This window comes from Desulfobulbus sp. (genome assembly GCF_030824455.1).
Taxonomy (GTDB): domain Bacteria; phylum Desulfobacterota; class Desulfobulbia; order Desulfobulbales; family Desulfobulbaceae; genus Desulfobulbus.
In genome coordinates, this window is the sequence record NZ_JAVBXR010000113.1 from 1 (window position 1) to 12,669 (window position 12,669).

Consider the following 12,669-nt stretch of genomic DNA (forward strand, 5'->3'; position numbering starts at 1 on the left):
ATAAAAATATGGTATGCTTCCATGTATCCCATTGTTAAAGAACCAGCCAATAGATATTGAAAGGTATAGAAAAATAAACGATATTGTTATTAATTTTCGGTGATTATTAAATTTTATAGAATAAATGTAACAGCAAGTTGAATAAATGATACACGATATATCTATAAATTGTGATACAATGTTACCTAGGAATATATCGTAAGATAAAAGAGCTGCGCCAGCAATACTGATAAAAATCATTACTGCATTGAATGTACGATTTTCGAATGTTTGTGTATCTTGGTTTCCCAATAGAGAATGCAGGTAACCAAATATTTTTTTGTGGTCCATAGTTCGCATGTCTGGCTTCAAAAGTGGATCAAAGGTAAAATTTCGGAGGGAATTCTAGGGGCAGGGTAGTGAGTACAAAATCATGTCGAACGGATTGACGCCGGCGGTCAAATCGTGACAGTGAACATGTCGGCAAAACCGACGAAGCATCCCGCTGGAGGGTAAGCACGCTCCAGATTAAAAAATCCCCTCCAAGCCTTTTCTTTCGATAATATCGAAAAGGCGTTTGCTGGCGCCGGTTGGTTTCTTGACGCCTCTTTCCCACTTCTGAACGGTAGAAGGGGAGACGTTCACCACGGCCGCAAAGGCCGCTTGACTCAAATGAGTCTTTTTGCGCAACGCCACAATATTGTCTGCTGAATATTCTTTGATATCCGGCAAACAAAGGGAATGAATTTCCCGCATGGTGATTTCATCGATTGCGCCATCCTGATACAAATCATCAACCACGCTGGTCAACGATTTAGCCGTTGTCTTTCTCATCGGTGTTCACCTCGATAAAGGTCCCCGTGCTGATAGAACGGGCTATTTGATCCGGCGACAGGTTGAGCAGTATTTCCGCAACGCGCCGGAACGCTATCAGCTCTTGCTTGCTCACGTTCGCTTTTTCATTCTTGGCGAACCCATGAACGAATATTGCCCGATCATCTTTTTTGAAACAAATAATGGTTCGACCGCTGCCACGCTTCCCTTGGCCGGGAAAAGGGACTCGTTTTTTTAAAACATGGCCCCCGAGATCAGCCTCAAAGCTTCCGCCGGCCACTTCATCGAGCGCGTCGGCAAGGTCGGTGATCGTCAAGCCGTGCTTGTCTGCCCATTTGGCAAACTCTTTGGTCATTAATCGAATCATGTGTAACTATAGCACAGGGTGCTATAGTTGGCAATGGGGCTGGTGGCGAGTGACAGGGAAAATAAGCATCAATTTTTTGTTGAACATATCCCCAATTTGGAAACAATCTGGAAACGAAAAAGTAGGGTTTTCATCTCCGTTTCAATTCGATTTTATTATAAAAACTCAACATTATTGTTTTAATGTCAATAAACATTCACTATGATGCGGGGTAAATGTCTGGGCGCATCCAGACGAGGGCGTTCCGATCCGGTAATCGGCGACGCATGGCAATACAATTTCCGATAAACAGGTTATCTGCTCTTTTTTCATGAAACGTACTATCCCACCACTCCCGCTGCTGCGCAATCATGCCGAATGTGTCGACACTCACTGCCATCTCGACATGGAAGCGTACCAGCCGGATCTCGACGCGGTCATCGCGTCGGCGGCGCAACATGGCGTCACCCGCATTATAACCATTGGCATCGACGTGCCCAGTTCCCAGCGCGCGGTGGCCTTGGCCAACCACTATCCCAATGTGTACGCCACCGTCGGCATTCATCCCCACGACGCCCTCCAGGCCACTCCGGCGGCCCTCGACGCCTTAGCCGAGTTGTCTCAGCATCCTTTCGTGGTCGGATACGGTGAGATCGGGCTGGATTACGCCAAGCAGTACGCGCCCCGCGACGTTCAACTCAAGGCCTTTGCCGACCAACTCCACCTCGCCAAGCAACTCAAGCTGCCGGTGGTGATTCATGATCGGGAGGCGCACGAGGACGTCCGCGACCTGCTTCGATCCGTTGGTCCGTTCCCGGCGCGCGGGGTGATGCACTGCTTTTCCGGCGATCAGGAACTGGCGCGGGAGATGGTCGACAGCGGGTTGTATTTGTCGATTCCAGGCGTGGCCACCTTTGCCAATGCGGATATGCTTCGCGAGGTTATTCGCACCGTTGATCTCGATTGCCTGCTGCTGGAAACCGACGGCCCGTTTCTGGCGCCGGCGCCGTACCGGGGAAAAAGAAACGAACCCAAGCTGATGCTCTACACCGCGCAACTGGTCGCTGATTTGAAACAGACGTCTCTTGAAGAGGTGGCTCGGGCAACAACCGCCAATGCCGTCCGTCTTTTTCACCTGCCGGAGGTTCTCCATGATCCGCGATAATCTCAACCATATTCTTGAGACCATAACGCAATCGGCGCGCAATTCCGGAAGAGATCCCCTTGAGATCACATTGGTGGCGGTGAGTAAATTGGTAGATCTTGCGACTATCCAGGAGGCCGTCGATTGCGGGCATTTTGTGTACGGCGAGAATTATCTACAAGAGGCGGCGGAAAAAATTCCCCATTTCCCCTCAACAATTCACTGGCATTTCATCGGCCATCTGCAGAGCAACAAGGCCAAGCAGGCGGTGGAACTCTTTGACATGGTGGAAACGGTGGATCGTTTGAAAATCGCCAAGGCCCTTGACCACCATGCGCTGCTGCTGAACAAGAACCTCTCGGTTCTCGTTCAGGTGAACACCGGCCGGGAAGAGCAGAAATCCGGGGTGCTGCCCGAGGACGCTGAGAGACTTGTGCGCGCCATCGCCCAGGAAACCACCCTCCAGATTCGCGGCCTGATGACCATGCCGCCCTTTTGTGCTGATCCTGAACACAGCCGGCCCTATTTCCGCGAGTTGCGCGAGCTTGCCAAACAGCTTGCCGCGCAGGGACTTTTTGCCGATAATGAACGCATCGAACTTTCCATGGGCATGTCCGCCGATTATCCGGTGGCCATCGAGGAAGGCGCAACGCTTGTTCGGGTGGGGACAGCGTTGTTTGGCAACAGAAATTATGAAGGAGTCAATTAAATGAATATTACCATGATCGGCGCCGGGTATGTTGGCCTGGTGACCGGAACCTGTTTTGCCGAATTCGGCCATTTCGTTACCTGCGTGGACAAACTGGACGAGAAAATCGAGCAACTGAACAACGGGGTTGTCCCCATTTACGAGCCTGGACTTGATGTTCTGGTGAAAAAAAATGTTCTGGAGGGGCGACTCCGCTTCACCTCCGACTTGGCTCAGGCCGTGCCGGAGGCGGAGGCGGTGTTTATTGCCGTGGGCACCCCCAGTTCGCGGCGCGGCGACGGCTACGCTGATCTTACCTACATCTACGAGGCCGCCCGAGACTTGGCCGTTCACCTGCGCGGATACACCGTGGTGGTCGACAAGAGCACGGTGCCGGTGGGCACGGCACGGCAGGTGGAGCGGGTGATTCGAGAGGCCAATCCCCAGGCTGAATTTGACGTCGCCTCCAATCCGGAATTTTTGCGGGAAGGGGCCGCCATCAGCGATTTCATGCGTCCCGACCGGGTGGTGATCGGCGTCGAATCGGAGAGAGCAGGCAAATTACTCAAGGAAATTTACAAACCGCTGTATCTTCGCGACACTCCCATTGTCAGCACCACCATTGAAACCGCCGAACTCACGAAGTACGCCGCCAACGCCTTCCTGGCGGTTAAAATCAGTTTTATCAATGAAATCGCAACAGTCTGTGAAGCAGTGAACGCCAATGTCGTTGAACTCGCCAAAGCAATCGGCATGGACGGGCGCATTGGCGGCAAATTTCTCCACCCTGGACCCGGGTATGGCGGCTCCTGTTTTCCCAAAGACACCTTGGCGCTGATGCGGATTGTTCAGGAGCACGGCGAGAATGTGCGTATTGTCGAGGCCGCGGTTGAGGTCAATGCGGCGCAGAAGGCGCGGATGGTAAAAAAAATCAGAGAAATGCTTGGCGGCTCCGAGGCCGGCAAGACCATTGCGGTGCTGGGGCTAACCTTTAAACCAGAGACCGACGACATGCGCGACGCGCCCTCGGCAACCATCTTGCCGGCCCTGTTGGAAAAAGGCGCCCGTGTGCGCGCCCATGATCCCAAGGGCATGGAAGAGGCGAAGGCGTATCTTCCGGCTGCAATCGAGTATGCGGAAAATCCCTATGACGCTGCAGCAGGGGCGGATTGCGTCGTCCTGATGACGGAATGGAATCAGTACCGAGCCCTTGACTTGCAGAGACTCAAAAGCCGTATGAACGTCCCGGTTTTTATCGATCTGCGCAATGTCTACGAGCCAGAGGCCATGAAGAGCGCCGGATTCCGCTATGTTGGCGTGGGACGAAAATAGAGGAAACAGCAACTCCCCTTTGGCAGGACCAAAGGGGAGTTGCTGTTGTTGCCGAAAGGTGATCGCAGGAGAGGGCGATAGGCGCTCTGCGGAGTTGTCGGCTCGCCGACAACAGGCTTGCAGAGAAAAGACTATGCTGTTATTTGCGCCGGGATGCCCGCTTGGCGGCCTTCAACGGGTTGACCCGGATTTTAACAATGTTGACTTCCGGTTTCGCGTGGGTTGCAAAGTTGCAAATGCCCAATCGCCATTTTGCCCCAGGATTCGCGTAGGTGTCACAAAATTTACTGTCATTCGCTTCAACAATTCGTTCGCATCCTTCGCATTTTTCGATAACCGGGAGGAACGAACCTTCGCTGAATTTTGCCGCATTACTTGTCTGCATATGCCAACTCCTGAAAAAATATAAACTTTTTCTTGAATCAGAAAAAAATCTTCCATACAATTATAAAGGTGACACGAAGAGGCGTGTCACCCTCACCTAAAAAGTAACTTTTATAAAGACAATTGCACGGTCTGTCAACACCTACTCACAATTGTCGAGTATAAAATCGTTGAAGACAGTCTGGAGACTCTCGTATGCCGATCTATGTCTGGAAAGGAAAAAACAGTTTTGGTGAAAAGCGCAAAGGGGAGGTCGAGGCTATCGACGAAGCCGGTGCTCGCGCTCAACTCAGGCGATTACGGATCGACAATCCCACGGTCAAGGAAAAGCCCAAGGATCTCTTTGAAAACATAGATTTTTTCAAGCCATCGGTTACGGGCAAGGATCTTGTTATCTTTACGCGTCAGCTCTCCACCATGATTGACGCCGGCCTGCCGCTGGTGCAATGCCTGCAGATTCTTGGCAAGCAGCAGAGCAACGCAACGTTTAAGAAGGTGCTGACAACCATTCAAAGTGACGTGGAAACAGGAACCACCTTGGCCGATTCGATGCGCAAGCATCCCAAGGTGTTTGACAGTTTGTACAGCAACATGATTGAGGCCGGCGAGTTAGGCGGTATTCTCGACACTATTCTTTCGCGACTGGCCGGGTTTAAAGAAAAATCCATGGCGCTGCAGAAAAAAATCAAGGGCGCGATGACCTATCCCGTTATTTGTTTGGCGATTTCCATCCTCATTTTGATTGTTATCCTGGTCTTTGTCATTCCTGTTTTTGTCGAGATGTTTGCCAGTTTGGATTCAGCCTTGCCGGCGATTACGCAACTTGTCGTCAACATGAGTGATTTTGTGAAAGGCAATATCATTTATCTGATAATCTTTGGTATCCTTGTCTTTTACGGGATTAAAAAAATCTACAGTACGGAAAAGGGACGATTTAAGATCGACGCTTTTGTGTTGAAGGCCCCGGTTGTCGGCCAACTCACTCGAAAAGTCGCAGTTTCGAAATTTACCCGCACGCTGAGCACCATGCTGCAAAGTGGCGTGCCTATTCTGGACGCCTTGCAGGTTGTTGCGCGCACATCGGGAAACAAAGTCGTTGAACGGGCTGTGCTCCGGGTTTCGGCAAGCATCGCCGAAGGCCGGCCGATTGCAGAGCCGCTTGAGGAGTCGGGGGTTTTCCCCAACATGGTTGTGCAGATGATCAATGTCGGCGAATCGGTTGGCGCGCTCGACACCATGCTTGAAAAAATTGCTGATTTTTACGACGAAGAGGTCGATCAGGCCGTCGAAAACCTGACCGCGATGATCGAACCCTTTATGATGGTTTTTCTTGGTGGCATGATTGGCGGACTTGTAGTAGCAATGTACCTGCCCATTTTTCAAATGGCCGGAAAAATTTAAACTCTTCAATTAGTTCCAGGAGATAGATTCGTATGAGCGAAATTACAGGCGTCATTGCCAGAGAAATACTTGATTCACGGGGCAACCCAACCGTTGAGGTGGAAGTGCATCTTGAAACCGGGGCCATGGGCCGGGCGGCGGTCCCCTCCGGGGCTTCCACTGGAACGCGGGAAGCGCTTGAATTGCGTGATACGACCAACAAACGGTATGGCGGCAAAGGCGTGCTTCAGGCTGTGGAGAATGTCAATGAGCGGATTGCCCCCGCCATTCTCGGTTTCGAATCTTCGCAGCAGGTGGTGATCGACGGTGTTATGTTGGAGCTTGACGGCACCGCCAACAAGGAAAAATTCGGGGCCAACGCCATCCTCGGCGTGTCCATGGCAGTGGCCAAGGCAACGGCCATCGAATTGGAACTGCCGCTCTACAATTACCTCGGCGGGGTCAACGCCAAGGTCCTGCCGGTGCCGATGATGAACATCCTCAACGGCGGGGCGCATGCCGACAACAACGTCGATATCCAGGAATTCATGATCCTTCCTGCCGGGGCCGCGTCTTTTGCCGAGGCGCTGCGCATGGGGGCGGAAACCTTTCACGCCCTCAAAGGTGTGCTAAAAAAACGCGGGCTGCAAACCGCAGGCGGCGACGAGGGCGGCTTTGCGCCCAATCTGCGCTCCAATGAAGAGGCCATGGAGGCTATTCTCGAAGGCATTGTGCAGGCCGGTTACACTCCGGGAAAGGATATTTTCATTGGCATTGACGCAGCCGCCAGTGAATTTTATTCCGCCGACGAAAAGATGTACATTTTAGGCGCGGAAAAAAATCCAAAGAAAACCGCCGAGCAAATGATCGCCTTTTACACCGAGTGGGTCAACAAATACCCCCTGATTACCATTGAAGACGGTCTGGATGAATCCGACTGGGATGGTTGGCGGCAACTGACCGACGCCTTGGGCAAAAGAATTCAACTGGTCGGCGACGATATTTTCGTGACCAACACCAGCATCCTGAAAAAGGGCATCGCGCAGAAAATCGCCAACTCGATCCTGATCAAACTCAATCAAATAGGATCGGTCACCGAGACCATCGATGCGGTGGACATGGCCCACAGGGCTTCCTATACGGCTGTTATTTCTCACCGTTCCGGAGAAACTGAAGACTCCACCATTGCCGATCTCGCAGTGGCCCTCAACAGCGGCCAGATCAAGACCGGGGCCCCGTCGCGCAGCGATCGGGTGGCAAAATACAATCAGTTGCTGCGCATTGAGGAAGAATTGGGCGGCGCCGCTCAGTTCGCCGGAGTTTCGGCTTTTCCTTTTCTTGCATGAACCGGTTGACAACCTGCTGTCTTACTTCCTATCATAAAGGAAACCTTCTACAAATTGATTCTCTTCATTGTGGTCCGTCATGGAGGTAAAAAATGACTTTGACGAAAGCTGATTTGGTGCAGCAGGTCTACAAGACCCATCCCAATCTGACAAAATCGCAATCAACCGATTCCGTTGAAACCTTTTTATCGCTGTCCAAATCTTCGCTGGTGACCGGGGAAGATTTGCTGCTCAGCGGATTTGGCAAATTCAACATCAAGGATAAAAAATCCCGGCGCGGGCGCAATCCGCAAACGGGAAACGAATTGACCCTTGACGCGAGACGGGTGGTTACTTTTAAACCCTCGGGCATTTTGCGCACGCGCATCAATTCCGACTAATCTGCTGTATTCACTGCATGAAAAGGGCGCCACCAACGGTTGGCGCCCTTTTTTATTTTTCGTAGCCTGCCGGACAAAAGATCGCCGGTTGTCTCTGCTGCTTCTTTTTTGCCTCAACCATATCTCGTCGTTCCGACTCAGTCGCCATCATGCCCATTTATTCTCTTCCCACGCTTGAGTATCGGTTCCAACGTCTTGACGTCACAAGCCTTGACCTGCCCGACGATCTTGTCCGTTTTTTGCACGATAACGGTGTCGGCCAGGACGCATGCATTGATAATTTGCAGACATGGGGACTCCCGCAACCTCTGCCGGTATGGCAAAGCAGCGCGACGCGTTTCCAGCTCCTTGCCGGATACCCTTATCTGCCCGCCCTTCGGTCCCTGGGCATAAAGACGGTGCAGTGTCAAATTCTGCCCCTGGACACGGCGGCTTTCAGCCTATATGCGCTGCAGATTCGGCACAGCCTGTCCACGCTCCCATCCAGCCCAGTGTTGCAGGCGCATCTTTTACAGCAGGCGCAACAGACCCTAGCTGAAGACGAGGCGCTGCGTTTGCTGGCGGCCATGGGCCACAAACCGCAACGCTATAAACTGCAGGAACTCCTCGCGTTGCTGCAACTGGACCCTTCTGCGCTGCTGGCCCTGCATCAGGGCATACTCTCTGCCAAAGCCGGCAAACACCTGGCCCTGCTCACCCCTGACGATCAAAGGTGCCTGGTTGAGGTGATCAACACCTATCGTCCCGGCGGCTCCAAGCAGCAGAAATTGGTCGAGATGACCGTGGAATTGGCCCTGCGTCACAACAAGCCGGTGCGGGACATCGTCCAGGATTGGGTGGGAGGACAGACTGATCAGCACAACCGACCGCAACAACTGCAGCATCTTTTGCAAACCCTGCAGGAACAGGTTGCCCCGAGAAACACCGAGGCGGAAAAGGATTTTCACAGGCTTGTGCAGGAGTTGCAGCCGCCGGAGCAGGTGAGTCTGGAGCACAGCCCGTCCTTTGAGGACGACAGTGTGACGGTGCGTCTGTATTTTTCTACAAGCGAGCAACTGCGGGCGCAGTGGCAGACAATTCAAGCCCTGGTACGATAAAAAATACAAAATCCACAAACAACAACGCCCCCATCCTGCAGGTCTGGATAACCTGCAAGATGAGGGCGTTGTTGCGTTGAGGCCTCGCGGCGGCTGAACCGACGGGTCAGAACGTGACCACCTCTGCAGACTGGAGCAGGCCGCTGAGTTCCAGTCGCCAGTCGGCGCCTCCCAGGGATTCCGCCAGCAGCACTGCCAGATGCTGCGGCGCAATGCCCAGGTTGCGGTTGCGGCCCAGTCCGGAGATGCAGGAGGGGCAATTGGTGACAATGGTATGGGGGCCTTGTTCGGCGACGGCTTTGGCCAGCAGATTGTCGCGTTTGCGTTGGAGCATCGCCCCGGCAATATCGGGTCGCGACAGGGCCAGGGTGCCGGCCTCGGAACAGCAGCCGCCAATCGAGGTCACTTGGCCGCCGATCTGCCGCACCATCAGATTGCCCTCGCCCTGGAGCGAGTCGTGGCAGGGAGCGTGGTAGAGAAAACGTCGCTCCTTATCCTGGACAAAGCGCTCCGGGGCCTGTTCCAGCACAAAGTAGGACACGTCGGCTAGTGCGCAGCCAAAGATTTCCTCTGCCCCCAACTCGTGCAAGGCCTCGCGGCAGGTGCCGCAACTAACGATCAGGCCGTCAAAGGCGATATAGCCAAGCATCTCCCGGATCTGACTGAGGATGATGGTGTCCCGCAGGGTGACGTCGCTGTGCATCCGGGTTTTGGCGTTGGCCTTGGCGGGAAAGCCGCAACAGAGATTCGGCGGCGGCAGCACCACCCGCACTCCGGTTTTCAGCAGGGCATAGATGGCGGCCTCGGCGATGTTGGCGTACAGCCGCTCCGAACCGCAGCCCGGGAAATAGAAGACCGTCTTTACGCACGGCTCCTTGGGGTTGAGCAGCAGGGCCTCGTTGAGCGAACACGAAGGCAGGGCGTCGCGCAGCGACTGCTTTGACGGTGGCATCATCGGCGACTTGAGCATGCTCACCAGTCGCCATTTTTTTGTGGTCAGCGCTTCGGGGGCCTGGCTCAGCAGGTCAGAGGCCAGCCGCTGGAGGCCGGCGCCCCATTCCACCACGGTCTTGCGAAACAACGTATTGTAGAGCCGGTTGCGGGTTTTAAGATAGTGCAGCGACATCCGAGTAGGCAGGGGCGAGTGCTTGTAGCCGCGCTCGCTGAGGATCTCGCGTTCTAGGATTGAGACCTGGGCGGTGTCGATGTCCACCGGACACGGCTTGAGACATTTGCCGCAGAGGGTGCAGTGGTCGGCGATTTCCTCCAGATTTTTCAGTTGATTGAAGCGCGGGAAATGGGAGCGCTGCATGTCGTAGAGCAGGGCCTCGATCAACGAGCCAATGGCCAGGTTCTTGTTGCGCGGGTGGAAAAACAGGCTGCTGCCCGGATAGAACACGCAGCAGTCGGCCTTGCACTTGCCGCAGCGGATGCATTTGGAGATCTTGGAGGCAAGCGTCTCCAGCGAGCCGTGCTGGAGAATCCGGGCCTCCAGTTCTAGCAGATTGAACGAGGGGGTGAAGACCTTGTCAATGATGTCCGGATCAACCAGCTTGCCCGGATTCATCACCCCTTGGGGATCGATCTGTCGGCGGTACAGGTTCAGTTCGTCGATCAGCTGCGGGTCCAGAAACTTCATCTTGGTGATGCCAATGCCGTGTTCGCCGCTGACCACGCCGCCCAGGGCCACGGCCTTGGCCATGACCTCGTCGGCGGTCTCGGCCGCCCGCTGCATCATGGCCCGGTCGTTGGAAAAAACCGGGATGTTGACGTGGACGTTGCCGTCGCCGGCGTGCATGTGGGTGGCGATGATGATCCGCCGCTTGCGCGCCTCGGTGAAAATCTTTCGCACATTGGCGCTGATGCGGGCAAAACCGCGAAACAACTCCAGCAGGTCGGATTCCAGGCTTTTGAGGTAGGTTTCGCCGCGCACGTTCTCGACCACGCGTTGGCCCAGGCCGCCCAGGGCGGCGGCGCACAGTTCGTTGGCCTTGGGAATTTTGGCCTCGAGCCAGTCCGGGTCTTCGATCGGTTCGGCGGTCTCAAGGTAGGTCAAAATTTCCTGGACCACGCTCTGCTGGTTGTAGACGTCCTCGTCGATGTTGGTGTTGTCGACAAACCGGGCAAACTCGGCCAGGGCCGGCAGCGGCAGCACGATGTCCTCGTTGAGCTTGAAGGCGTTGGTGCGGGCGGCAATGGCCCCCAGCCGCTTGCGGTCGCGCCAGAAGCGGCTGGCCTCGTCGGCGTCGCTGGCGACAAAGATCTCGGTGTTGACGTGGCGGTCGAGCAGGCGCAGCAGTCGTTCCTTGCCGCGCAGGATTTGCTCGGTGGTGTGGCCGACCATGTCGATCAGCAGCACCGCTTTGGGCGGTTCGCTCCGTGCGGCCTTGAACTTGTAGTTGATCGCCCGGATGTACTCCTCATCGAAATGCTCCAGGGCCATCAGGGCCTCTTCGCCCTGATTGACGAACTGTTCGGAGATTTCGACAATCACCCGGCTGGCCTCGTCCATGTCGGCCCCAAAAAATTCGAGACAGAAGGTCAGCTTTTTTTCATAAGCCCGGTAGAGAATGAACTCGGCCGAGGTGATGATTCCGTCGGTGCCTTCTTTCTGCACGCCGGGCAGACCGCCTAGGGCTTTGTTGGTGATGTCCTTCCACAACCCTTTTTTGCGGATTTGGTCGCCGCGCAGTTCCACCCGCCGCACCACGGCGCCTTGGCCGTCGAAAACGTCGTAGACGACCTGATCGTCGGGCAGGATCTTGCGCATCGGATGATTGATTCGGCGCACGGTCAGCATGCCCGCGCCGGGCATGGCAATGGTGTAGGCCAGCAGATTGTCGATGGCCGTGCCCCAGAGCACGGCGGTCTTGCCGCCGGCGTTTTCCGAAATGTTGCCGCCGATGGTCGACGCCCAGCCGCTGGTCGGGTCGGTGGCAAAAACCAGCCCCTGTTTGTCGGCGTACTGCATGGCGTCGTGGGTGATGACCCCGGCCTCAAGCCGCAGCACCGCCATCTGTTCGCTTTTGCCGCTGTCGTCGCGGAATTCTTGGGTGACGACGCCGTGGATGCGGTTGAGCTTTTCGGTGTTGATGATCACGCAGCCGGAATCGACCGGAACGGCGCCGCCGGTGAGGCCGGTGCCGCCGCCGCGCGGAATCACCCGCAACCCCAGCTCCTCAATGGCCGCCAGCAAGGCCGGAACCTGCTCCTCGGTTGCGGGGCGGACCACGGCCACGGGCAGATAAAGCCGCCAGTCGGTGGCGTCGGTGGCGTGGCTGATTAGGGAAAAGGGATCAAAACAGACATTGTCGGCCCCGATGATCGCGCCCAGCCGTTTGCGGATTCGCGCCCTGGCGGCCGCCGCGCCGCCGATTTCCTTCTGCAGTTCATGCACCCGCTCCAGGCAGAGGCGCACCAGGTTGACCACCTTGTTGCTGCGCGCCGAATCCACCTTCACCTTTTGGGCCGTTCCTTCAATGATGTCTAGGTCCTTTTTCATGGTCTTGAAGAAGGAGAGGCGGCGGCGGGGCGAATCAATCAGTTCCTGGTAGAGAAAAGGGTTGCGGCGGAGGATGAACAAATCGCCCATGCAGCGCATGACCAGGCGGGCGGAACGGCCCGTAACCCGTTGACTGCGCAGCTCTTCCAGGTCGTCCCAGACAGCGGTGCCAAACAGGTGGTTGATGATCAGCCGGTCGTCGGCGGAGGTGAAATTATATGGAATTTCTCGATAGTTGGTTGTCTTCATCTGCTGTC

12 protein-coding genes are annotated in these 12,669 nt (G+C 55.1%); 7 read left to right on the forward strand and 5 right to left on the reverse strand.

The features are described 5' to 3' along the window. Positions 1 to 507: 507 nt before the first annotated feature. Positions 508 to 813 (reverse strand): DNA-binding transcriptional regulator, encoded by a 306-nt coding sequence (locus tag RCH93_RS14630; protein ID WP_306549158.1) that lies wholly within the window; start codon positions 811 to 813, stop codon positions 508 to 510. Then, complete coding sequence (locus RCH93_RS14635; RefSeq protein WP_306549159.1) at positions 794 to 1,168, reverse strand: type II toxin-antitoxin system RelE/ParE family toxin; 375 nt, start codon at positions 1,166 to 1,168, stop codon at positions 794 to 796. The genes RCH93_RS14630 and RCH93_RS14635 overlap by 20 nt, the downstream gene beginning before the upstream one ends. Before the next feature lie 322 nt (positions 1,169 to 1,490). On the opposite strand from RCH93_RS14635, the gene RCH93_RS14640 reads away from it, so the two are divergent. From RCH93_RS14640 to RCH93_RS14650, 3 genes are read left to right on the forward strand one after another with little or no spacing between them, the layout of a single operon-like run. Next, entirely contained in the window at positions 1,491 to 2,324 is an 834-nt protein-coding gene (locus tag RCH93_RS14640; protein WP_306549160.1) for a TatD family hydrolase, read from the forward strand. Beyond that, positions 2,311 to 3,012 carry a YggS family pyridoxal phosphate-dependent enzyme gene (locus RCH93_RS14645; protein WP_306549161.1) on the forward strand — a complete coding sequence of 234 codons (702 nt, stop codon included), beginning with the start codon at positions 2,311 to 2,313 and terminating at the stop codon, positions 3,010 to 3,012. The genes RCH93_RS14640 and RCH93_RS14645 overlap by 14 nt, the downstream gene beginning before the upstream one ends. Further along, on the forward strand, positions 3,013 to 4,323 hold the full coding sequence (locus tag RCH93_RS14650) for a UDP-glucose/GDP-mannose dehydrogenase family protein (protein WP_306549162.1): 1,311 nt from the start codon (positions 3,013 to 3,015) through the stop codon (positions 4,321 to 4,323). Positions 4,324 to 4,462: 139 nt separating this feature from the next. Here the strand turns inward: RCH93_RS14650 and RCH93_RS14655 are convergent, their stop codons facing one another. After that, on the reverse strand, positions 4,463 to 4,708 hold the full coding sequence (locus RCH93_RS14655; protein ID WP_306549163.1) for a PxxKW family cysteine-rich protein: 246 nt from the start codon (positions 4,706 to 4,708) through the stop codon (positions 4,463 to 4,465). 194 nt (positions 4,709 to 4,902) lie between these two features. Between RCH93_RS14655 and RCH93_RS14665 the strand changes: the two genes are divergently transcribed. From RCH93_RS14665 to RCH93_RS14675, 3 genes are all read left to right on the forward strand, one after another. Then, on the forward strand, positions 4,903 to 6,108 hold the full coding sequence (locus RCH93_RS14665) for a type II secretion system F family protein (protein ID WP_373693302.1): 1,206 nt from the start codon (positions 4,903 to 4,905) through the stop codon (positions 6,106 to 6,108). Positions 6,109 to 6,140: 32 nt separating this feature from the next. Continuing rightward, the gene (gene eno / locus RCH93_RS14670; RefSeq protein WP_306549164.1) at positions 6,141 to 7,433 is read left to right on the forward strand and encodes a phosphopyruvate hydratase; all 1,293 of its coding nucleotides are present in this window, start codon (positions 6,141 to 6,143) and stop codon (positions 7,431 to 7,433) included. A gap of 92 nt (positions 7,434 to 7,525) precedes the next feature. After that, positions 7,526 to 7,813, forward strand: coding sequence for an integration host factor subunit alpha (locus RCH93_RS14675; protein ID WP_306549165.1), 288 nt, complete (start codon positions 7,526 to 7,528; stop codon positions 7,811 to 7,813). A gap of 137 nt (positions 7,814 to 7,950) precedes the next feature. On the opposite strand, the gene RCH93_RS14680 is transcribed toward RCH93_RS14675, so the two are convergent. After that, a complete protein-coding gene (locus RCH93_RS14680) occupies positions 7,951 to 8,223 on the reverse strand; it encodes a hypothetical protein (RefSeq protein WP_306549166.1) in 273 nt (90 codons plus the stop codon). Between RCH93_RS14680 and RCH93_RS14685 the strand changes: the two genes are divergently transcribed. After that, positions 8,212 to 8,910 (forward strand): hypothetical protein, encoded by a 699-nt coding sequence (locus RCH93_RS14685; protein WP_306549167.1) that lies wholly within the window; start codon positions 8,212 to 8,214, stop codon positions 8,908 to 8,910. The genes RCH93_RS14680 and RCH93_RS14685 overlap by 12 nt on opposite strands. 106 nt (positions 8,911 to 9,016) lie before the next feature. On the opposite strand, the gene RCH93_RS14690 is transcribed toward RCH93_RS14685, so the two are convergent. Beyond that, the gene (locus RCH93_RS14690; protein ID WP_306549168.1) at positions 9,017 to 12,661 is read right to left on the reverse strand and encodes a DUF3683 domain-containing protein; all 3,645 of its coding nucleotides are present in this window, start codon (positions 12,659 to 12,661) and stop codon (positions 9,017 to 9,019) included. Between the last annotated feature and the right edge of the window lie 8 nt (positions 12,662 to 12,669).

Coding starts and splice junctions, on each gene's coding strand:
- RCH93_RS14630 (WP_306549158.1), bottom strand. CDS start 813: ATGAGAAAGACAACGGCTAAATCGTTGACCAGCGTGGTTGATGATTTG.
- RCH93_RS14635 (WP_306549159.1), bottom strand. CDS start 1,168: ATGACCAAAGAGTTTGCCAAATGGGCAGACAAGCACGGCTTGACGATC.
- RCH93_RS14640 (WP_306549160.1), top strand. CDS start 1,491: ATGAAACGTACTATCCCACCACTCCCGCTGCTGCGCAATCATGCCGAA.
- RCH93_RS14645 (WP_306549161.1), top strand. CDS start 2,311: ATGATCCGCGATAATCTCAACCATATTCTTGAGACCATAACGCAATCG.
- RCH93_RS14650 (WP_306549162.1), top strand. CDS start 3,013: ATGAATATTACCATGATCGGCGCCGGGTATGTTGGCCTGGTGACCGGA.
- RCH93_RS14655 (WP_306549163.1), bottom strand. CDS start 4,708: ATGCAGACAAGTAATGCGGCAAAATTCAGCGAAGGTTCGTTCCTCCCG.
- RCH93_RS14665 (WP_373693302.1), top strand. CDS start 4,903: ATGCCGATCTATGTCTGGAAAGGAAAAAACAGTTTTGGTGAAAAGCGC.
- eno (WP_306549164.1), top strand. CDS start 6,141: ATGAGCGAAATTACAGGCGTCATTGCCAGAGAAATACTTGATTCACGG.
- RCH93_RS14675 (WP_306549165.1), top strand. CDS start 7,526: ATGACTTTGACGAAAGCTGATTTGGTGCAGCAGGTCTACAAGACCCAT.
- RCH93_RS14690 (WP_306549168.1), bottom strand. CDS start 12,661: ATGAAGACAACCAACTATCGAGAAATTCCATATAATTTCACCTCCGCC.